The organism is Gordonia alkanivorans NBRC 16433 (assembly GCF_000225505.1).
Taxonomy (GTDB): Bacteria; Actinomycetota; Actinomycetes; order Mycobacteriales; family Mycobacteriaceae; genus Gordonia; species Gordonia alkanivorans.
Genome location: NZ_BACI01000002.1, coordinates 178,974 through 199,506, shown reverse-complemented (window position 1 = coordinate 199,506; position 20,533 = coordinate 178,974). Strand labels below are relative to the sequence as shown.

Below are 20,533 nucleotides of genomic sequence, written 5' to 3'. Positions count from 1 at the left end.
GTCTACTTTAGGCGCGCGCACCGACACCCACCGGAAGGCACTCCGGGCCGTGACGAATGGGGCGGCTGTGACACCATGTCCGCCTCGCACACGCCGACACGTCGGGGTTACAACGCCACGACGAACACGAGAACGATCAGGATCAGCAGCACCGCCGCGACCCCGGCCAGCACCAGGGGCAGGCGGTTCGGATTCGACCGGCTCGGACCGCCGGAGGACATCGTCGCGCCCGGGAACGGCGGACCGCCCGGGGCCGGTCCATCGGCCCCGACCCGGCGGCCCGGAGGTGATCGTTGGTCTGGCGGTGCGGGCCGGACGGCGGGTGCTGCCACACGGCGGGGTCCGCGCCGGTGGCCGGACGGGACGGCGTCGGACGCTCCTGTCGCTGTCGGTTCGGGTTCGGCCGGGGTGCGGCCCGCCGGGTGGCCTCTCCGCCGGGCGGGGCCGGCGACGGACCGCGGTACGCCGGACGTCCCGGAGCCGGGGGCGGACCCGGGCGACGTGTCGCCGGCATCGGGACGGGATGGTTCCGCGAGACCGGTCGGGGCGAGAGTCCGCGCACGGTGACGGCCTCGGCGTCGGACACCGACGGCGGTTGCGCGGGCCGAACACTCACCGTCAGCGCCTCGGCGAACTCGCGACAGTTCGCGAACCGTTCCTCGGGCGTCTTCGCCATCGCCCTCGAGATCACGGCGTCGACCGCCGGCGGCAGGCCGGGGACGAGTTCGGATGCGCGCGGCACCGGTTCCTTGAGGTGTGCGCCGATGACCGCTCCGGTGTCCCGGTCGTCGAACGGGACGCGACCGGTGAGCAGGTGGAAGGTGGACGCCGCCAGCGAGTACTGGTCGCTGCGGCCGTCGAGCGTCCGTCCCATGAGCTGTTCGGGTGAGGCGTAGGACAGGGTCGCGAGCACGGTGCCGACAGATGTGAGGGCCTCGGTCTCGTCGGAGATCTTGGCGACGCCGAAGTCGGTCAGCAGCACCCGCTGCTCGTCGACCGTCGAGTCCTCGTCGACCTCGGCGAGGAGGATGTTGCCGGGTTTGACGTCGCGGTGTGTGAGGCCGCGCCGGTTGGCGTGGTCGATACCGCGCGCGACCTGCGACACGATGTGGGCGACCCGCGGCGGCGTGAACCGTCCGATGGCGTTCAGTTCGCGGGCACAGTCGGTACCCGGCACGTACTGCATCGCGATCCAGAGCAGGTCCGACTGGCCGGACCTCGACGCGCTGGGGACCGTTGCCCGGCCACGGTTGAAGACGGTGACGATGTTGGGGTGGTCCAGCGTCGCCGCCACCTCGGCCTCACGGAGGAAGCGGCGACGGAAGTTGTTGTCGGTCAGGCCCGCCGAGTCCTTCAGCACCTTCAGGGCGTCGTACCTGGGGAGCTCGGGGTGCCGGGCGAGGAAGACAGCGCCCATTCCACCGCTGCCGAGCAGTCGCTCGACGCGGTACCCGGCGATCACCGTTCCAGGCTCGAACACCCTCTCAATCTAGGCGAGTTGTCCGGTGATGTCGCCGGTTGACGACCGAACGAATGCCGTCCTCGCCCGCCCGGATCCGGCAAGTCGGTCAGGAGTCGCGCAGCACGTCGAGCGCGTGCTGGAGGTCCTCGGGGTACTCCGAGCTGAACTCGACCGTGCGGCCGTCCGCGGGGTGGGCGAAACGCAGCGTCCGCGCGTGCAGCCACTGCCGTTCGAGACCGAGCTTTTTGGCCAGGACCGGATCGGCACCGTAGGTCGGATCACCGCAGCACGGATGGTGCAGCGCCGAGAAGTGGACGCGGATCTGATGTGTGCGACCGGTTTCGAGGTGGACGTCGATCAACGACGCCGCGGCGAACATCTCGAGGGTGTCGTAGTGGGTGATGCTCGGCTTGCCGTTCGCGGTCACCGCGAACTTCCAGTCGTTGCCCCGGTGACGGCCGATCGGTGCGTCGATGGTGCCCGACGGCGGGTCGAGATGCCCCTGGACGAGAGCGTGGTAGCCCTTGTGGACGGTCCGCTGCTTGAACGCCCGCTTCAGCAGCGTGTAGGCGCGTTCGGACACGGCGACGACCATGACGCCGGAGGTCCCGACGTCGAGCCGGTGGACGATCCCCTGGCGTTCGTGCGCGCCGGAGGTCGAGATGCGGAATCCGGCGGCGGCCAGCGCGCCGATGACGGTGGGACCGCTCCAGCCGAGCGAGGGATGCGCGGCCACGCCGACCGGCTTGTCGACGACGACGATGTCGGAGTCGTGATAGATGACCTCGAGGTCCTCCACCGGGGTCGGTTCGATCCGCAGCGGCTCGTCGGGCTCGGGCAGCGTGACGTGCAGGAGGGTACCCGCGGCGAGCTTGTGTGACTTGCCGACGACGACGCCGTCGACCATGACGTCGCCCTCCTCGGCCAGGGTGGCCACGACGGTCCGCGACAGGCCCAGCATCCGGGAGACACCGGCGTCGACGCGCATGCCGTCGAGCCCGTCGGGTACCGGTACGACACGCGATTCACGCATTGGTGTCCCCGTTCTGGTTGTTGTCGGGGCCGTCGTTCTCGGGGCCGGTGCGCTCGGCCGCGTGCCGGTCACGGCGGGCGGCCCAACCGGTCCGGCTGCCGTCGTAGTCGAAGCCCAGCGCCGACAGTGCCACCAGCAGGATCGCCCCGCAGACCACGGCGGAATCCGCCACGTTGAACACCGGCCACCAGCCGACCGAGACGAAGTCGACGACGTGACCCTGGAGCGGTGCCGGGGCGCGGAAGATGCGGTCGATCAGGTTGCCGATCGCCCCGCCGAGCACGAGAGCCAGACCGATCGCCCATCCCCAGGACTTCAGCCTGCTGCTGTAGCGGACGATGACCACCACGACGACGAGCGCGATGATCGTCAGGACCCACGTGTATCCCGAGGCCAGCGAGAAGGCGGCCCCGCTGTTGCGTACGAGTCGCAGGGTGACGACGTCGCCGATGATCTGGACCGGGCGCTGCGGGTCGAGCGCCGCGACGGCGATGATCTTGGTCAGCAGGTCCAGCCCGATGACGACGAGCGCGACGCCGAGGACCGCTGCGGTCACCTTGGAGAAGCGTCGTGCGGGGGTCGCGTCGTCCGACGGGACTCGATCGCGGTCGGCGTCCGGAGAATCGGCGCCGTGCGGATCCGCGTTGCCGGAATCCGTCAGGGGTTGGTCATCCACAGCCTCATTGTCCACGACCGGTCGAATACGCTGGCTACCCGTGTCCTCGCATCGTCGTCTCCTCCGGTCCGTTGTGTCCTCGTGCACCGTCATCGCGGCGGTATCCGTGCTGGTCGCGGGGTGCTCGTCGGAGTCCGACGACGCCCCGGGCGCCAGTTCGGCGACGGCTGCCGGTTGCGCGAACGAATCGCCCTCCCGTGCGGCCGGAGCGGCGCCGGTGCCGATCGCGGGGGCCACGGTCACCCTGGTCGACCCGGGTGAGGGCGAGCGTCGGGTGGCCGCTCCCGCTCCCGACACCACGTCGGCTCAGACGGTGACGCTCGTGACGACCTCCGACGTCGCCTCACCGGGGTCGACGGACGCCGAGACCGTCGAGACCCCGATGACCGCCCGGTTCTCGTGCGCCGAGAAATCGGAGCTGGAACTCGAACTGGGCACCGTGACGTCTCCGGACGCGTCCCTCAACGGACAACTGCCGGCGATGGCGGGCACGAAGGCCGGCCTGACCACCGGGCCCGGACTCGCGCCGGTCGCGTTGCGTCTCGCCCCGCCCGAGCAGGCGGGCCAGGAAGCGCGCCTGGCAGTCGAGCAGTCCCTGGTGACGGCGTTGAACACCTCCATCGCACTGCCGACCGAACCGATCGCGGTGGGTGCGCGATGGCGCACCGAACGTGTCATCTCAGCCGCCGCGACGGTCACGCAGACGATCGACGCGCGTCTGTCGGCGTGGGACGGCAACCGTCTCACCATCCAGTTCTCCGCCGAGGAGACCCCGGTGAACTCCGTCTTCGCCATCCCGGGCGGCAGCGACACCCTCACCATCAGCCGCTTCAGTTCCGAGGGCGGCGGGACGGTCGAGATCGACCTGTCACGCGGCCTGCCGGTCGGCGGTCAGCTGACCTACACCGGTGCGCGGGAACTCGTCGGGGCCGACCCGTCGCGTCCCCTGGTACAGAAAACCGGGTTGTCCGTCACCTGGCGGTGAGGACAACCCGGTTCTCCGGGGTCAGCCGAACGGTCCGGCTAGCTCGCCGGGGTGCACATCGCGCTCTTGACCTGGTAGAGGCCGAGCAGGTTGCACACGGTCTGGTTGGAGAGCTTCCAGCGGCCGTCGTCGAAGACGATGGTCGACTCGGCGTTGGTCGGCGGGTTGCCGGCGGTCTCGATGCGAACCTTGACGCGGGCCTTGTTCGGGCCGGCGCTGATGACCGGGTTCACCAGGACCCAGTCGACGTCGGAGTTCTCCGCGCGGGCGTTGACCAGCTCCTCGAAGATGGCCGGGTCCTTCTCCGAACCCTCGACGAGGACGATCTTGTCCTTGCTCGGGATCTTCGGGTCGACGGCGGTGTCCACGAGCTCGTTGAGAGCCGCGATCGACGGCGGCTTGCTGTCGTTGGTGATCTCGGACTCGGTGTCACCACCGGCGGCACCGGCACCGGCATCCGCGGTGCTGGTCAGGGTCGGGGCGGGCGGTGCGTCGCTGTCGTCGCCACCGCAGGCTGCGACACCGGTCATCAATGCGGCCGCGATCATGGTCGCGCCAAGAAACTTCCGATACTTCAACGATCTCCCTCACTATGTCTGTGGACGTGGGCGCGCCGTGGCGCTCTCCCATGACTCGCCGATGGGGTCTGCCGGGTCGGGCCCGGCGACAACCCACACCACTATGCCAAACGCAGGCGGATGATCCCGGTTCCACGCCGCGCCGCTCGAGGCTTGACGGTTCGGCGGCCTGCCGTGAGGCTTGACGACCATGTCCGCTTCTCCCCCGCCCGGTCCGTCGACGACCGTGCTGATCACCACCGGCGGCACCATCGCCGCGCAGACCACGACCGACGGTGCCGTGCCCGCGCTCGGCGCCGACGACCTGCTGTCAGCAGCCTCGAACACCGGGGCCGGGAACGCCGGGATGGAAGCCGTCCGCACCGTCGATCTGATGTCGGTGGACAGTTCGGCGATGACCGTGGCCGACCAACTCGCGGTGGTGCGGGGGATCGCCGACGCCCTCGCCGACCCGGAGGTCGCCGGAGTCGTGGTCACCCACGGCACCGACACGATGGAGGAGACGGCGTTCCTCGCCGATCTCTACTGTGTCGACTCGCGGCCGGTCGTGTTCACCGGCGCCCAGTTGCCGGCCGACCGCCCCGATGCGGACGGTCCGCGCAACCTGGCCGCCGCACTGGCCGCGGTCGGCGATCCCGAAAATCGGGGCCGCGGCGTCCTGGTGGCGGCCGGCGGTCGCATCCTGCCGGCGCGCGGGCTGTTCAAGGTGTCGACGTCCGACGCTGTCGCCTTCGACTCGGTGCGCACCGATCTGCCGCGTCCGGTGCTGACCGACGAGATCCCGCTCGGCCGGACCGCCCGGGTCGACCTCTTCGCGCTGTATCCCGGGGTGTCCCCCGGTCTGATAGCGGCGGCGGTCGCGCAGAACGCCGCGGGCATCGTGCTCGCCGCGACGGGCTCGGGGAACACCCACCCGGACATCACCGCCGAGGTCGCGCTCGCCGTCACCCACGGCGTGACCGTCGTGGTGACGAGCCGGGTGCCCTACGGCGAGGTGTCGGCGACCTACGGCGGCGGCGGGGGCGCCGTCGATCTGCATCGCGCCGGCGCGATCGTGTCGCCGTGGCTGCGTGCGCCGCAGGCCCGCATGGCACTGATCGCACTGCTCACCGCCAAGGCGAGTCCCGAGACGATCGCCGAGTTCTTCTCCGCATCCGGGAAGTGATGTGGCACTGGCGCTCCCGCGACGTTCACTCGTCGTCGGCGCCAAGGTCCCACTCGAGGCTGTCGAGCGGGTCGGCGGGCCGTAGATCGGGATCGTCGACGCCGAAGGTGCGGGTGCGCCCGGGGCCGGTGGTGCGGGTCTCGAAGCGGACGGTGACGACGCCGTGCCCACTCCCCTGTACCCAGCCGTGCCCGAACTCGGGATGGGTCACGTCGGCGCCCGGCGCAAACGGCGCACGGCTCTGCGGATTTCCGCCCGGGGCGAACCGCACGGGTTCGGGTGACTCGGTGTCGACGGTCGTATCGTGCACGGTCTCCGACACCTCCACGATGCCGCCGGAGTCCGACGACGGGCTCGCCGCGCCACCCGCGGAGGCGGTGTCGTGGTGGGTCGTCTCGTCCGGCGCGGCGTCGAGATCGTCGAACAGCGCGTACTGCTGCACCGCACTGAGACCGGAGAACCCCACGCCCACAAGACGTATCGCTCCGACGGTGCGCGGGTCGAGGGCCAGACGCTGGGCCGTTCGCTCGAGGTCGTCGAAGTCGGTGGTGGCCGCGGCGGTGGTCGCCGACCGGGTGAGGATCGACATGTCGGAGCGTTTGAGCTTCAGCACCACCGTGCGCGCGCCGCGTCCGTCCTTGAGCAGCCGACGATGTGCGTCGGTGGCGGCCTTGCGGATCGCCTTGCGTAGTTCGTCGAGGTCGACGATGTCCTCGGCGAACGTCGACTCGGCGCTGATCTGTTTGGCCGAGGCGCGTTCGGCGACCGGCCGGTCGTCGACGCCCTGGGCGAGCCGGTGCAGTGCAGGTCCGACGGTGGCGCCGAGCACCGAGGCGACCTCGACGGTCGACATCCGCGCGAGGTCTCCGATGGTGTCGATTCCCAGGCGTGCGAGGCGATCACCCGAGACCGGACCGATCCCCCACAGCTTGCGCACCGGCAGTCCGTGCAGGAACTCGATCTCGCCCGACGGCGGGATCACCATCACGCCATCGGGTTTCGCCATTCCCGAGGCGATCTTGGCGAGCTGCTTGCCGCTGCCGAAGCCGACCGACGCGGCGAGCCCGCACTCGGTGCGGATGCGGGCGCGCACCTGCTCGGCGAACTCGCGCGCCTGCGCCACGGTGGCCCCGGCGAGTTCGGCCGGTTCTGCGAACGCCTCGTCGAAGGAGAGCGTCTCGATCACCGGAACCGCTTCGCGCACAAGCCGGAACACCCGCTTGCTGACCTTGCCGTAGACCGCGCCGCGAGGGGGCACCACGACGCCGGTCGGGCCGATGAGGCGTCGGGCCTGATGCATCGGCATCGCCGACCTGGCACCGAACACCCGGGCCTCGTAGCTCGCTCCGGCCACCACTCCCCGACCTCCGGAACCGCCCACGAGCACCGGGCGACCGCGCAGCGTCGGACGGGTGAGTTGTTCGACCGAGGCGAAGAAGGCGTCCATGTCGAGATGCATCACCCAGCGTGCGCCGCGTTCGGAATCGGCACCGGCCGGCGCCCCGCCCGACCCTCCGCCGGTCACCCACCGTTCGGGTACGGATGATCCGTCCGCGATCGTCGAGTCGGAATCGGGGCGCACCACCCGTCCGAGTCTAGTGAGCAGACGTGACGGCGAAACCCGCTAGTCGGCGGATGTGATCGCGAAGACCGGGATCGATCCGGCGTGTGCGGCGAGGTCGGCGTCGGACGGCTTGGCGTCGAGCCCTTCCGGCAGGAAGCGGCCGACCTCCCAGCCCCACTTGCGCAGGTATTCGCCGATGATCGGCGGGCGCCGGTCGGCGTCGACCTCGGTGAGGGCCACCACGGTCCGACTACGACCGCGCCGGAGTTCGACGGTCTCGGCGGCGCGTGCGTTCCGGGCCCACTGGGTGTTGCCGCGCGGCGAGACGAGGTAGTCCCCGCCGTCGAATCGCAGGACGTTGACGGGGACGGTCTGCAGCTTGCCGGTCCGGCGGCCGGGAACGGTGAGGTTCTGCGCGCCGGCGAGGTTGACGCCGTGGTCGGCGAGCCAGCGAACGGTGCGGTTGAAGACGTTGTCGAACCCCTCGGGAGCGCGGTAGTGGGTGGTACCGGTCATGGTCGTGACCCTTTCGTGGCGGATGGAAAATTATCGAGAGCACCGCTCTCGGTTTTGAGTGTGCACCCGGAAGCGCAAGAAATCAAGAGCACTGCTCTCGAAATGTGGAAGGATCGATCCATGGCGACCGGACGAAGCCGCGCGGAGAACCGCGCGATGATGACCGACGAGATCCGCAGACTCGGGCGCGAGCACCTGGCCACCCACGGCGCAGCCGGACTGTCGCTGCGCGCGATCGCCCGAGAGATGGGCGTCGTGTCATCGGCCGTCTACCGGTACGTCCCCAGTCGCGACGACCTGCTCACCATGCTGCTCGTGGAGGCCTACAACGACGTCGGCGACGCGATCGACGCGGCGGTCTCGGCCATCGAGCCCAGCCGCCGTCGCGAACGCGTGCTCGCCGCCGCGGAGGCCGCCCGGGACTGGGCACTCGACGACCCCGCCCGCTGGGCACTCCTCTACGGCAGCCCCGTCCCCGGTTATGCCGCACCGGGCGAGGAGACGATGGTGCCGGGCACGCGCATCCCGGCCCTGCTCCTGCGCGAGTGCGCGGCCGCACACGCCGAGGGCCTGATCCGCGACGACCTGCCCACACCCACAACCGGGGTCGCCGGCGACATGGCCGCCATCCGCGACGAGTTCGGCATCGACGCCCCCGACGCCGTGCTGGCCGCGTCGACGACCCTCTGGGCAGCCCTCGTCGGCGCGATCAGCCTGGAGGCCTTCGGCCAGTACGGCAAGGACACCTTCGCGCACCCCGCCGAGTTGTTCCGGTCGCAGATCGAGCTGACGCTGTCGAGCCTGTTCGCCTGAGCGCTCAGCGCGCGACAGTCCGCCGCTCCTCCACGCCGGCCAGCTTGTCCGGGTTGCGCATGGCGTAGATCTGCTCGATGACGCCGTCGACGATGTGCAGGGTGAACGTGCCCGCCAACTCGCCCTCGATGTAGATCGCCACTCCCGACTGGTTGTTGAAGACCGCCGGTTCAAGGCGGTAGTCCATGCCCTTCCCGAGCCGGGCGAAGCCGGTCAGCAGACGCGCCACGGCCGGCGCGCCGTGGATCGGGTGACGCACCGCGGTCACCTTTCCGTCGCTGTCCGCGGTGAACTCGACCTCGGGTGCCAGCATCGTCAGCAACCTCTCGACGTCACCGGACTGCGCGGCCGAGAGGAACGCGTCCACCACCGCGACCGCACGTTCGGAATCCACCGGGTCGAACCGGGGGCGACGCGCCTCGACGTGGTTCCGGGCTCGGTGCCCGATCTGGCGCACCGTGGCGGCCGGCTTGGCGAGCATGTCGCCGACCTCGTTGTAGGAGAAGCCGAACACCTCGCGGAGGACGAACACCGCGCGCTCATCCGGGCTCAGCGACTCCAGCACGATCAGCATCGCCGTGGACACCGACTCCGCGAGCACCACGTCGTCGGCGAGGTCGCGTTCGTCGGTCAGGATCGGCTCGGGCAGCCACGGTCCGACGTACTCCTCGCGTCGCCGCGACCGTGACCTCAGCACGTTGAGTGCCTGGCGCGTGACGATCTTCGCGAGATACGCCTTGGCGTCCGCGATGTCGGTGTCGTCGACCTCCGCCCACCGCAGGTAACTGTCCTGTAGTACGTCGTCGGAGTCGGTCGCCGTCCCGACGATCTCGTAGGCGACGGTGAACAGCAGCGGCCGCAACTCGTCGAAACGCGCTGCCCGCCGGTCGCTCTCGCTTGCCTGGGAGTCGCTGCTGTTCACCGGGGTCCTGCCTCTCGTCGGCGAGCCGGTCACTGCAGAACCGGCTCACGCTCGGCGGTCACCTCGCGACCGCGCAGCCAGCCGAATGCGCCGGGATGCGCGGCCTCGCGTCGGATGTTCCACACGGTACCGCGGCACACCAGCTCCTTGGCCAGAGCTGCGAGACGACCTGTCACCACCGCTCGCGCGGGCGAGTCGTCCCGCCGGGTGAACTGGAGGGTGGCCGCGTGGCGGCCGATGCTCGTGCACTGTGCGACGAAGGCCTGGTCGACCGGGATCGGCCGGTCACCGGCGATCCGGGCGAGGACGGCCTCGGCGGCCTGTGCACCCAGCGGCTGAGCCGCCTGGCAGCTCATCCGGAGTGTGACGCCCTCGACCGCGACCGCGTCTCCCGCGCCGACGATCCGGGCGTCGTCGACGCTCGTCAGGCTCTCATCCGTCTGCAGACGGCCGATTCCGTCAGTGGTCAGGCCACTGTCCGCAGCCAGCTCCGGGGCCTGGAAACCGGTGGCGAACACCGTTGCCGCACTGGACAACACCAGCTCACGCCCGCCGGTCTCGACGATCACCCGCGACGCCTCGACCCCGGTGACCCGCGCATCCTCCAGGACGTCGACGCCGAGTCGTTCGAGTTGCCGGAGGGTGGCCCGGTGGCCACGCTCACCCACCGACGGGGCGACGACACCGCCACCGGCGAGCGTCACCGCGAAGCCGCGTTCGGCGAGTTCGCCGGCGAGCTCCACCCCGGTGAGGCCGCCGCCGACGACAACCACCGGCGCGCCGGCGTCCAGCGCATCGACGCGTTCCCGGAGTTGTTGTGCTGCAGCCCAATCCGAGGCCGACAGCGCATGTTCCGCGGCGCCCGGGATCGGCGGCAGGTGGAGCCGGCTCCCGATCGCGTAGATCACGTAGTCGTAGTCGAGGTGGGTCCCCGACGCGAGGTGTACGCGTCGTGCGCCGGCGTCGATCCGGGTGGCGGTGTCGACCACGACGTCGAGGCCGTCACCGAGCACGTCGTCGAATCCGACCTGCGGCTCACCGGTCCGTGCGATGAACTGGTGCAACCGGATGCGCTGCACGAAGAACGGCTGCGGGTTCACGACCGTGACGTCCACGGCGGGGTTGCGCCGCAGCCGGTTGGCCGCCATGGCCCCCGCGTAGCCGGCGCCGAGCACGACCACATGCGTCCGTGCGACCGTCTGGATTTCCTGCGTGATGTCGGTGGTGCTCATCGTTCTGCCTTCCGTCGGTGTTCGAGGTGGTCATCCTCGAGACACCGACGGCGGCAGAAATGTGACAGCTACTACGAAGTAGCTGGTCAGCCGACCTTCGCGACGTCGGCGGTGACGCCGTCGCCGAGCTCGATGGCGCCCGGCGCACCGTCGGCCGTGACGTCGAACTCCACGGCGAGGACCTCACCGGCGACGAGGCCCGCGTGCGTCTGCGCCCACTCGAGACGCTCGGCCGGCACGACGAGGCGCACCGTGATGCGGTCGGAGACGTCCAGGTCGAGGTTGCGGCGCGCATCCTGCAGTTCGCGCACGCGGTCCTTGGCCCAGCCCTCGGCCTCGAGCTCGGGGGTCACCGTGGTGTCGAGCACGACGAGGCCCTTGCCCCCGGGCAGCTCGGCGGTGGAGTCCGGTTCGACCGCCACCAGCTTGCGGCTGTACTCGCCGTCGTGGAGCTCGATGCCGTCGGCGATGACGACCTCGGCGCCGTCGGCACCGGTACCCACCGACCAATTGCCGGACTTCACGGCCTTGATCGCGCGCTGGACGTCCTTGCCCAGGCGCGGACCCGCCGCGCGTGCGTTGACCGCGATCTCGTAGCGGCCGTACTCGCTGGCGTCGGTGGCCAGCGAGACGGACTTGACGTTCATCTCGTCCTTGACCAGGTCGACGTACGGCTCGAGTGCGGCCGCGGTCGGCGAGGCCACGGTCAGACCGGGCAGCGGCAGGCGGACGCGCAGCTTGTTGGCCTTGCGCACGCTCGACGCGACCGAGCAGACCGCCTGCACCTCGTCCATGGCCGCGACCAGGTCGGCGTCGGCCGGCAGCTCGTCTGCGGTCGGCCAGTCGGTCAGGTGCACCGAACGGCCACCGGTGAGACCGCGCCAGATGGCCTCGGTCGCCAGCGGCAGCAGCGGTGACGCGAGCCGCGATGCCACCTCGAGCACCGTGTACAGGGTGTCGAAGGCGTCGGTGTCCTCTTCCTGACCGGCCCAGAACCGTGCACGCGACCGGCGCACGTACCAGTTGGTCAGCGACTCGACGAACTCGCGGAACGCGTCGCACGCACCGGCGATGTCGTAGGTGTCGAGCGCCTCGGTCATCGTGTCGCGGGTGGTCGCGAGCTTCGCCAGGATGTAGCGATCCAGGACGTTCTGCGAGTCGGTCCGCCACGTCGCCGGACGATCTGCGTACAACTGCAGGAAGCTGTAGGCGTTCCACAGTGGCAGCAGTGCCTGGCGGACACCCTCGCGGATGCCGCGCTCGGTGACGACGAGGTTGCCGCCGCGCAGGATCGGCGAGGCCATCAGGAACCAGCGCATCGCATCGGAGCCGTCGCGGTCGAAGACCTCGTTGACATCCGGGTAGTTGCGCTTGGACTTGGACATCTTCTGCCCGTCGTCACCCAGCACGATGCCGTGTGCAGCAACGGTTTTGAACGCCGGACGGTCGAAGAGCGCGGTCGCCAGCACGTGCATGGTGTAGAACCAGCCGCGCGTCTGACCGTTGTACTCGACGATGAAATCGCCCGGGTTGTGCGCGGGCGCCGACGCGGAGTCGCCGCCGTCGAACCAGTCGCGGTTCTCGAACGGGTAGTGCACCTGGGCATACGGCATCGACCCGGACTCGAACCAGCAGTCGAGGACCTCGGGCACACGACGCATGGTCGACTGCCCGGTCGGGTCGTCCGGGTTCGGGCGGGTCAGCTCGTCGATGTGGGGCCGGTGCAGGTTGTCCGGGCGCACGCCGAAGTCGCGCTCGAGCTCGTCGAGCGAACCGTAGACGTCGATGCGCGGGCACTCCGGGTTGTCCGAGATCCACACCGGGATCGGCGCGCCCCAGTAGCGGTTGCGACTGATGTTCCAGTCGCGCGCACCCTCGAGCCACTTGCCGAACTGGCCGTCGCGGATGTGCTCGGGCACCCAGGTGATCTGCTTGTTCAGCTCCACCATGCGGTCGCGGAACTGGGTGACGGCGACGAACCACGACGGCACCGCCATGTAGATCAGCGGCTGTCCCGACCGCCACGAATGCGGGTAGGAGTGCTCGATGGTCTCGTGGCGCAGGATGCGGCCCGCCGCCTTGAGGTCCTTGATGATGACCGGGTTGGCGTCGAAGACCATCTGGCCCTCGTACGGCGGGACCTGCGAGGTGAAGCGGCCGCCCGGATCGAGCGGCTGGACGACCTCGATGCCGTTGGCGGTCGCGAGGTCCATGTCCTCTTCACCGAAGGCCGGTGCGAGGTGGACGACGCCGGTACCGCTCTCGGTGGTGACGTAGTCGCCGAGCAGCACTCGGTGTGCGTTCGGGTGTCCGACGAAGAAGTCGAACGGCGGTGTGTAGGAGAGGTTCTCGAGGTCCTTGCCCAGATGGGTACCGATCACCTCGGGTTCGGCGATCTCCTTGGCGTACGCACCCAGCAGCGCCTCGGCCAGCAGGTACTGCTGCCCGTCGGCGGCCTTGACGTGCACGTAGGTGACCTCGGGGTTGACCGCGATCGCGAGGTTCGACGGCAGGGTCCAGGGCGTGGTGGTCCAGATCAGCGCGTTGACACCGTCGAGTGCGGCCAGCGGACCCTCGGGCACCGACAGCGGCATCCGCACGGTGACCGCCGGGTCCTGGCGCATGCGATAGGCGTCGTCGAGCTTGGACTCCTGGTTGCTCAGCGGCGTCTGCTCGTACCAGCTGTAGGGCAGCACGCGGTAGCCCTGGTAGATCAGACCCTTGTCGTAGAGGGCCTTGAACGCCCACATGACCGACTCCATGAAGTCGAGGTCGAGCGTCTTGTAGTCGTTGTCGAAGTCCACCCAGCGCGCCTGGCGGGTCACGTAGTCGCGCCACTCACCGGTGTAACGGAGAACCGAGTCACGGCAGTACTCGTTGAACTTCTCCATGCCCATCTTCTCGATCTCCGACTTGTCGGTGATCCCGAGCTGGCGTTCGGCCTCGAGTTCGGCGGGCAGACCGTGTGTGTCCCAGCCGAATCGACGATCGACCTTCTTGCCACGCATGGTCTGGTACCGGGGGACCACATCCTTGACGTAGCCGGTCAGGAGATGGCCGTAGTGCGGGAGGCCGTTGGCGAAGGGCGGGCCGTCGTAGAAGACGAACTCCTCGGCATCGGCACGGTTCTCGATGGACGCGGCGAAGGTCGAGTCGGCATCCCAGTACTCCAGGACGTGCTGCTCCACGGACGGGAAATCGGGGGCGCTGCGGCCCGTCCCACCCGTCATGTCGACTTTGGGGTACACACGGCCGGTCGCGTTCGCGCCCGTCTCGTTCGTGTCGGTCACGGCTCGTCTCCTCGTGCCTGGTGATGTCTCTCCTCGGCACGGGGACGCACACCGTCAGGTCTGCGCGGTACCACCCCGCTTGCGCCGGCACTCCGGCGCCACTCATCGGATCGCGCGGGTCTCCCCGTACGGTCCCGTGGCTGTGACGGGCCACGCCCGCCCGGTTCTACTGGGAGCGTCGTGCTCTGTTCTTCCGGGTGCTCCCCGGTGATGGCCGGATCAACGCGTCAACCAGTGTAACGACGCACCGCCCGGACAGGCGAATCGGTATCGCCTGTCCGGGCGGTGCGGGGTCGAGAACGGGAGATCAGTCGAGCGGTGGACGCCAGTTCGGGTCGAGCGGATCGAAATCCGGCGCACGACGCCGACCCGGCCTCGGTTCCGGGGACTCGGACTGCTCCCCCTGCGGCTGGGGATCCGACGGCGGGTTCCCGTACTGCGGAGGACGCGGACCCGGCTGGGACTGACCTGATTGGAACGGTCCGGACTGCGGCGACCTCGGCGGGTTCGGCCGCGGTGGCTGACCGCCGGTCTGCTGCGGACCCGGCGCCTGGTACGGCTCGCGAGGCGGCCTGCCCGGCGCACCCCGACCGGGCGGTGTCTGACCTGGGGGCGCCTGACCGGGTGCGGGTGTCGGACCGGCGTTCGGCGGGCCGACCGGCTCGCCGACCGACCGCAGGTAGTCCTCGAGGTTGCCCTCGCGACGCTCTGGTGCCGGGCGGCTCTCGGGCACCGTCGGCCGAGACGGCGTCGGTCCCGACGGTGCGGCCATACCGGGTTCGAAGGAGGGCCGCTCGTAGGCGGCCGTCTCTTCGTCGGCATCGGAAACCTGCGCAGACGGCATCGCCGTCGGGTACCGGCGTGTTCGGGACTCGTCGGCATCGCGATCGTCGTCGTCCTCATCGCGTCCGGCTCCGGGGACCATGTCTTCCAGCGATCGGCCGGAATCCCGGTTGCGCCCCGAGAACACATCGACGAGCAGGAAGGCCAGGCCGAGGAGACAGATGACGATGCAGGCGACGGCGAGCCACACGGTCCCGGTGATGAGACCGAGGATGAGCAGCACGAACCCGATGAGGGTCGCGCCCAGGGCCAAGGTCAGCACATCACCAGCCTAGGGTGCATGTCCGGCGCGGAGGTCAGCTCGGCGAGTAGCTGCTGAAACCGCCGCTGCCCGGGTCGTTCGAGAACGACTGATCGGGACGACCGCCCTCGACCGGTGCGGCGCTGCCCCGCTGCTGCAGTTCCTCGAGCTGCGACTCCAGGTAGGTCTTCAGACGGGTGCGGTACTCACGCTCGAACGTCTTGAGCTGTTCGATCCGGCCCTCGAGCACACCACGCTGCTGGTTGATCGTGCCCATGATCTCGCTGTGCTTGCGCTCGGCATCGCTCTGGAGTGCGTCCGCACGCTCCTGTGCCTGGCGCAGCTGCGCCTCGGAACGCGTCTGGGCGTCGGCCAGGATGGCCTCCGACCGCTGGCGCGCGTCGGCGAGCATGGCGTCGGACTTGCTCTGGGCCTCGGAGACCATCGTGTCGGCGCGGGTCTGCGCATCGGCCAGCATCGCGTCGGCGTCGGCGCGGGCACTGCCGGTCAGACGGTCCGCGGTGTCCTGTGCGAGTGCGAGAACGCGGGCGGCACGAACGTTGGCGTCGTCGTTGGTGGGCGCGGGCTGCTGGACAGGAGCGGGCTGCTCCTGGACCGGCGGCTTGGCGAACATCTGGGTCCGCTCCTCTGCGGGGGCGGCGCCGGCACCCGAGCGGGCGTCGGCGAGCTCACCCTCGAGCTCCTCGACGCGCTGCTTCAGGTCGGTGTTCTCTTCGATCAGCCGGGCGAGCTCGGCCTCGACGAAATCGAGGAACTGATCGACCTCATCCTCGTTGTAGCCGCGCTTACCGATAGGCGGTTTGCTGAACGCGACGTTGTGCACATCAGCTGGAGTCAGCCGCATGTCGGTTCCCCTCGTGTCTGTGGTGAAGCTTGTGTTCAGTTGGCGTGCCGTCCAACCCCGATCGCGCGACGTGAGTCGTTCGACCAATACAGGTTGTCACTAACTATTCATACCAGTCAAAAACTGTAACTGGCGTCCAATCCTGTCACATGCGAACCGTAGGTCGCACTGTTGGATGCTCAGCCCGATCGAAACTCCTCCGAACGGGCAGGGCATCCGAAGACGACAACCAACGGTAGTCCATCTGCGTACCTCAAGGTACCCGGGTCACAGGGGTCCCGGTGCGCGACGCGTCGGCGGATCAGGAGCGGGTGAGAACCAGAGCGGTGGCCAGCGAATCGGCGACCGCGTCGGCGCGGAGACCGTTCACGATGTTCATGGCGATGATGACGACGAGCATGACGATCATCAGCGACAGATCCAGGCGGATCGGACCGAGCGGGATCGGCGGCAGGACCCGCCGCAGCGCCTTGATCGGCGGATCGGTCAGAGTGAACACCGTCTCGATGATCACGACCGCCACCCCGGTGGGTCGCCACTCGCGGGCGAACGTCCGCACCAGCTCGACGACGAGTCGACCGAGGAGAAGCAACCAGAAGACCAACAGGATGTAGTACAGGACACCCAACAAAATCGCAGCCACGCGTCAAGATTGCCTGAAGAGCACCGGCCGGTGCGAACCGAGGGTGCCCACCTGCATCAGGAGTGGTTGTAGAAGCCGGTCTCGGCGATCTTGCGGCGGTCCTCGGGCGACACGTCGACGTCGGCCGGCGACAGCAGGAAGACCTTGGTGGCCACCTTGTCGAAGGAGCCGCGCAGAGCGAAGGCCAGGCCCGCGGCGAAGTCGACGAGGCGCTTGGCGTCGTCGTTGGTCATGTCGACGAGGTCCATGATGACCGGGTTGCCGTCGCGGAAACGCTCACCGATGGTGCGGGCCTCGCTGTAGTCCGAGGGACGCAAGGTGGTGATCTTCTGCAGCGGACCGTCGGCGAAGACGCGCTCGAGCTCGCGGTGCTCGGGGCCGGCCGGGCGCGACGAGGCGGCACGCAGGGCGGCACTCGACGAACGCTGCAGCGGTTCGAGGCGCGCAGCGGAACGCATCGGGGCCTCGGGCGTCGGACGCGGTCCGGCGTAGGCGAACTCGGGGGCGAAGTCACCGGCGAGTTCGTATCCGCCGTCGAAATGACGGTCGTCGTAGGCCATCTCGTCGCGGTAACCGGCCTCACGGAAGCCGGGGTCACGCAGGGAGGGCTCGTAACCGGGGTCGTAGGAGCCCTCACCGTAGTAGTCGTCACGGTAGGCACGCTCACGCGACGGGACACGCAGCGCGGAGCCGTCCTCGAGGTAGTCGTCCTCGTACTCGCTGGGCGGCACCATGCCGAAATAAGCCTTGAACTTCTGCATCGTGGTCATTGTCGGCCTCTCTGTCGTGCGACGCCGGTGTGCAGCCGTGCCGGATGGTGCATCTGATGTCACTGTGCTTGTTGAGATATTTGCGCTTGTTGTGCCACTTGGTTCTGTTGTTACCAATGTGATTACTGAGAGAGTAGCGGCCGATCGCCCATGATCGCGGTTCCGACACGCACACATGTCGAGCCGGCTGCAACCGCCTCTTCCATGTCACCGGACATACCCGCCGACAGTTCGACGGCGTCGGCGTACCGATCGCGAAAAGCGTTGTGGATACGAGCGGATTCGGCCATCCAGTACTTCCGCTCACCGGTGAGTGGGGCGATGACCATCAGTCCGCGCAACTGCAGAGAGTCCTCGCTCGACACCTGCTCGGCGAGTGCGGGAAGATCCGCCTCGACGACGCCGCCTCGCTGCGGGTCCCCGTCGAGACTCACCTGCAGCAGCACCCCGAGACGCGCGGTCCGCTCCCCCTCGTCGAGCGCGGCTCGCGCGGCCCGGCCCAGGGCCTCGACCACCTTCGGACGATCCACCGAGTGCACCGCACGCGCCCAACGCGCGATGGAACGGGCCTTCTTCGACTGGACGGTCCCGATCATGTCGAACACCGGGACGTCGGTGGAATCCTCGGGTGTCCAATCGGCGAGGACCTCGGCGACCTTGCGTCCGGCCTCCGGCTCACGGGACTCGCCGAACGATCGGACGCCCAGGTTCAGCAACCGGCGGACGTCGTCGGCCGGGAAGTATTTCGTCACCACCAGGAGCGCACACGCCCCGGTGGGTCGGCCCGCGGCCGCGACGGCCGCGTCGAGCCGCCCGCGTACGGCTTCGAGTCGCTCGGACAGCTCGGCGGTGCGTGCGTCATCGAGAGAATCGCTCATGTCCCCCATCATTCTCCGCGTGGAGCACCGGGGGTCTACTCGCCGTCCGGCGCACTCTCGTCGTCCATCCAGATCACCGATGCCAGGCGGCCGGTCGGTGCGCCGCGCCGGTGGCTGAAGAGACTCAGGTCCGAGATCGTGCAGCGCGGGTCGACGGCGACCCCGGCGACCCCGGCCTCGAGGAGCTGGCGGCGCAGACCGGAACGGAGGTCGAGGCCCGTCGTGCCCTTCTTCGTGCGACTCGCACTCCCGGGCAGATGCTTCTCGACGTCGGCCTGCATCGCCGGGGGCACCTCGTACTGCTCACCGGACGCCGCCGGGCCTAGAAACGCTCCGATCGACTCGATGCGCGCACCGAGTTCCACCATCACCTTCAGGGTCTCGCGCACGATGCCGATGCGTGCCCCGACGCGCCCGGCATGGACACCGGCGATCACGCCGGCCTCGTCGTCGCTGAGGAGCACCGGCACGCAGTCGGCCGACAGCACGGCGAGCGCGAGGCCCGGTGTGGTCGTCACCAGAGCATCGGTCGCCGGAACCGGTTCGGGGACCGGACCGTCGACGACCGTCACGTTGCGGCTGTGGATCTGTTCCATCCAGACGACCGAGGACGCGGGCAACCCGATCTGCTCGGCCAGACGATTCCTGTTGGCGGACACCGCTTCCGGGTCGTCTCCGACATGGTCACCGAGATTGAACGAGTCATACGGTGCCACCGAGACGCCGCCGGCACGCGTGGTGACCACACGACGCACCCGCATGCGGGTCAGCGCTTCATGAAGGACGGCACGTCGACGTCGTCGTCGTCGAGATGCACGGTGTTGCGACGCGGGGGCTCCGGCTCACGCTCACCACCGAAGGGATCACCCGACCCCTTGGGGATGTCACCGAAGAGCGGATCGCTCTTCGGCGGCGCCGAGACCGCGCCGGCTTGTCCCTGTCCGACAGCCGAACGGCCGGCGGCCGCAGCGGGCACGTCGGACCGCTTCTTCGGGGTGCCGCCGTCGAAACCGGCGGCGATGACGGTCACTCGGACCTCGTCGCCGAGGTTGTCGTCGATCACGGTGCCGAAGATGATGTTGGCGTCCTCGTGGGCCGCCTCCTGGACCTGGGTGGCCGCGTTGTGGATCTCGAAGAGACCGAGGTCGCTGCCGCCGGCGATCGAGATCAGCACGCCCCGAGCGCCTTCCATCGACGCCTCGAGCAGCGGCGAGTTGATCGCCGACTCGGCCGCCTTCTTGGCACGGTCCTCACCTCGGGACGAGCCGATGCCCATGAGTGCGCTGCCCGCGTCGCTCATGACGCCCTTGACGTCGGCGAAGTCGACGTTGATCAGACCAGGGGTGGTGATGAGGTCGGTGATCCCCTGGACACCGTTGAGGAGGACCTCGTCGGCGCTGCGGAACGCGTCCATGAGGCTCACCTGCGCGTCGCCGAGCTGGAGCAGGCGGTCGTTCGGGATCACGATGAGGGTGTCGCAGGACTCCCGCAGCGCGGTGATGCCCGCTTCGGCCTGTCCGCCGCGACGCTTGCCCTCGAAGGAGAACGGGCGGGTGACCACGCCGACGGTGAGAGCACCGAGCTTCCGGGCGATCTGCGCGACGACCGGTGCACCACCGGTGCCGGTGCCGCCACCCTCGCCCGCGGTCACGAAGACCATGTCGGCACCCTTGAGGAGCTCCTCGATCTCGTCGCGGGCGTCCTCGGCGGCACGGCGGCCGACCTCGGGGTCGGCGCCGGCACCCAGGCCACGGGTGGAGTCGCGACCGACATCGAGCTTGACGTCGGCGTCGCTCATCAGCAGGGCCTGCGCGTCGGTGTTGATCGCGATGAACTCGACTCCCTTGAGTCCCTGCTCGATCATGCGGTTGACGGCATTCACGCCGCCGCCGCCGATGCCGACGACCTTGATGACGGCCAGGTAGTTGTGCGGTGGCGTCATGCGCTCGCCTTCCTCGTAATGGGTCGTGCTCGATGTTCCGTTGCTGATCTCTCAGCGCGTTCCGGTGCTGATGTGTCAGCGGCTAAGTGCTGACAAAACTCTAAACCTGAACCAT

The 20,533-nt window shown here is 69.1% G+C and carries 19 protein-coding genes; 3 read left to right on the top strand and 16 right to left on the bottom strand.

The window, feature by feature from the left end; genetic code table 11:
* Window positions 1-142: 142 nt before the first annotated feature.
* The 3 genes from GOALK_RS00920 to lspA form a co-directional block, all read right to left on the bottom strand.
* Window positions 143-1,480: a serine/threonine-protein kinase gene (locus GOALK_RS00920; RefSeq protein WP_006356898.1), complete on the bottom strand. Its 1,338-nt coding sequence runs from the start codon at window positions 1,478-1,480 to the stop codon at window positions 143-145.
* Between the two features lie 88 nt (window positions 1,481-1,568).
* The gene (locus GOALK_RS00915; RefSeq protein WP_006356897.1) at window positions 1,569-2,495 is read right to left on the bottom strand and encodes an RluA family pseudouridine synthase; all 927 of its coding nucleotides are present in this window, start codon (window positions 2,493-2,495) and stop codon (window positions 1,569-1,571) included.
* On the bottom strand, window positions 2,488-3,171 hold the full coding sequence (gene lspA / locus GOALK_RS00910; RefSeq protein WP_155225378.1) for a signal peptidase II: 684 nt from the start codon (window positions 3,169-3,171) through the stop codon (window positions 2,488-2,490). The genes GOALK_RS00915 and lspA overlap by 8 nt, the downstream gene beginning before the upstream one ends.
* Window positions 3,172-3,211: 40 nt before the next feature.
* Between lspA and GOALK_RS00905 the strand changes: the two genes are divergently transcribed.
* Window positions 3,212-4,156, top strand: a complete 945-nt coding sequence (locus GOALK_RS00905) for a hypothetical protein (RefSeq protein ID WP_196222008.1) — start codon at window positions 3,212-3,214, stop codon at window positions 4,154-4,156.
* Between the two features lie 38 nt (window positions 4,157-4,194).
* On the opposite strand, the gene GOALK_RS00900 is transcribed toward GOALK_RS00905, so the two are convergent.
* Window positions 4,195-4,734, bottom strand: coding sequence for a WKL family lipoprotein (locus GOALK_RS00900; protein ID WP_462433824.1), 540 nt, complete (start codon window positions 4,732-4,734; stop codon window positions 4,195-4,197).
* 190 nt (window positions 4,735-4,924) lie between these two features.
* Between GOALK_RS00900 and GOALK_RS00895 the strand changes: the two genes are divergently transcribed.
* Window positions 4,925-5,899: an asparaginase gene (locus tag GOALK_RS00895; RefSeq protein WP_006356893.1), complete on the top strand. Its 975-nt coding sequence runs from the start codon at window positions 4,925-4,927 to the stop codon at window positions 5,897-5,899.
* Window positions 5,900-5,924: 25 nt separating this feature from the next.
* On the opposite strand, the gene GOALK_RS00890 is transcribed toward GOALK_RS00895, so the two are convergent.
* Window positions 5,925-7,484 (bottom strand): DNA polymerase IV, encoded by a 1,560-nt coding sequence (locus tag GOALK_RS00890; protein WP_006356892.1) that lies wholly within the window; start codon window positions 7,482-7,484, stop codon window positions 5,925-5,927.
* A 39-nt stretch (window positions 7,485-7,523) separates the two neighbouring features.
* Window positions 7,524-7,979 carry a nitroreductase/quinone reductase family protein gene (locus GOALK_RS00885; RefSeq protein ID WP_006356891.1) on the bottom strand — a complete coding sequence of 152 codons (456 nt, stop codon included), beginning with the start codon at window positions 7,977-7,979 and terminating at the stop codon, window positions 7,524-7,526.
* 120 nt (window positions 7,980-8,099) lie between these two features.
* On the opposite strand from GOALK_RS00885, the gene GOALK_RS00880 reads away from it, so the two are divergent.
* A complete protein-coding gene (locus GOALK_RS00880) occupies window positions 8,100-8,792 on the top strand; it encodes a TetR/AcrR family transcriptional regulator (protein ID WP_006356890.1) in 693 nt (230 codons plus the stop codon).
* A gap of 4 nt (window positions 8,793-8,796) precedes the next feature.
* On the opposite strand, the gene sigJ is transcribed toward GOALK_RS00880, so the two are convergent.
* The 10 genes from sigJ to ftsZ form a co-directional block, all read right to left on the bottom strand.
* Entirely contained in the window at window positions 8,797-9,714 is a 918-nt protein-coding gene (sigJ, locus tag GOALK_RS00875) for an RNA polymerase sigma factor SigJ (RefSeq protein WP_006356889.1), read from the bottom strand.
* Between the two features lie 29 nt (window positions 9,715-9,743).
* A complete protein-coding gene (locus GOALK_RS00870; protein WP_006356888.1) occupies window positions 9,744-10,946 on the bottom strand; it encodes an NAD(P)/FAD-dependent oxidoreductase in 1,203 nt (400 codons plus the stop codon).
* Between the two features lie 86 nt (window positions 10,947-11,032).
* Window positions 11,033-14,236, bottom strand: coding sequence for an isoleucine--tRNA ligase (gene ileS / locus GOALK_RS00865; RefSeq protein WP_006356887.1), 3,204 nt, complete (start codon window positions 14,234-14,236; stop codon window positions 11,033-11,035).
* Window positions 14,237-14,543: 307 nt separating this feature from the next.
* Window positions 14,544-15,341: a hypothetical protein gene (locus tag GOALK_RS00860; protein WP_006356886.1), complete on the bottom strand. Its 798-nt coding sequence runs from the start codon at window positions 15,339-15,341 to the stop codon at window positions 14,544-14,546.
* 34 nt (window positions 15,342-15,375) lie between these two features.
* Window positions 15,376-16,185: a DivIVA-like cell division protein Wag31 gene (gene wag31, locus GOALK_RS00855; protein WP_040003893.1), complete on the bottom strand. Its 810-nt coding sequence runs from the start codon at window positions 16,183-16,185 to the stop codon at window positions 15,376-15,378.
* Window positions 16,186-16,486: 301 nt separating this feature from the next.
* The gene (locus tag GOALK_RS00850) at window positions 16,487-16,828 is read right to left on the bottom strand and encodes a YggT family protein (RefSeq protein ID WP_006356884.1); all 342 of its coding nucleotides are present in this window, start codon (window positions 16,826-16,828) and stop codon (window positions 16,487-16,489) included.
* A 56-nt stretch (window positions 16,829-16,884) separates the two neighbouring features.
* Window positions 16,885-17,598 (bottom strand): cell division protein SepF, encoded by a 714-nt coding sequence (locus GOALK_RS00845; protein ID WP_006356883.1) that lies wholly within the window; start codon window positions 17,596-17,598, stop codon window positions 16,885-16,887.
* 122 nt (window positions 17,599-17,720) lie between these two features.
* Window positions 17,721-18,485, bottom strand: a complete 765-nt coding sequence (locus GOALK_RS00840) for a YggS family pyridoxal phosphate-dependent enzyme (protein ID WP_040003905.1) — start codon at window positions 18,483-18,485, stop codon at window positions 17,721-17,723.
* 26 nt (window positions 18,486-18,511) lie between these two features.
* Complete coding sequence (gene pgeF, locus GOALK_RS00835; RefSeq protein ID WP_006356881.1) at window positions 18,512-19,237, bottom strand: peptidoglycan editing factor PgeF; 726 nt, start codon at window positions 19,235-19,237, stop codon at window positions 18,512-18,514.
* 5 nt (window positions 19,238-19,242) lie between these two features.
* Window positions 19,243-20,418 (bottom strand): cell division protein FtsZ, encoded by a 1,176-nt coding sequence (ftsZ, locus tag GOALK_RS00830; protein WP_006356880.1) that lies wholly within the window; start codon window positions 20,416-20,418, stop codon window positions 19,243-19,245.
* Between the last annotated feature and the right edge of the window lie 115 nt (window positions 20,419-20,533).

What these genes read in the sequence shown, in the direction of transcription:
- GOALK_RS00870 (WP_006356888.1), bottom strand. Translation starts at nt 10,946, where the DNA reads ATGAGCACCACCGACATCACGCAGGAAATCCAGACGGTCGCACGGACG.
- GOALK_RS00880 (WP_006356890.1), top strand. Translation starts at nt 8,100, where the DNA reads ATGGCGACCGGACGAAGCCGCGCGGAGAACCGCGCGATGATGACCGAC.
- ftsZ (WP_006356880.1), bottom strand. Translation starts at nt 20,418, where the DNA reads ATGACGCCACCGCACAACTACCTGGCCGTCATCAAGGTCGTCGGCATC.
- wag31 (WP_040003893.1), bottom strand. Translation starts at nt 16,185, where the DNA reads ATGCGGCTGACTCCAGCTGATGTGCACAACGTCGCGTTCAGCAAACCG.
- GOALK_RS00845 (WP_006356883.1), bottom strand. Translation starts at nt 17,598, where the DNA reads ATGACCACGATGCAGAAGTTCAAGGCTTATTTCGGCATGGTGCCGCCC.
- GOALK_RS00840 (WP_040003905.1), bottom strand. Translation starts at nt 18,485, where the DNA reads ATGGGGGACATGAGCGATTCTCTCGATGACGCACGCACCGCCGAGCTG.
- GOALK_RS00885 (WP_006356891.1), bottom strand. Translation starts at nt 7,979, where the DNA reads ATGACCGGTACCACCCACTACCGCGCTCCCGAGGGGTTCGACAACGTC.
- pgeF (WP_006356881.1), bottom strand. Translation starts at nt 19,237, where the DNA reads ATGCGGGTGCGTCGTGTGGTCACCACGCGTGCCGGCGGCGTCTCGGTG.
- GOALK_RS00895 (WP_006356893.1), top strand. Translation starts at nt 4,925, where the DNA reads ATGTCCGCTTCTCCCCCGCCCGGTCCGTCGACGACCGTGCTGATCACC.
- GOALK_RS00915 (WP_006356897.1), bottom strand. Translation starts at nt 2,495, where the DNA reads ATGCGTGAATCGCGTGTCGTACCGGTACCCGACGGGCTCGACGGCATG.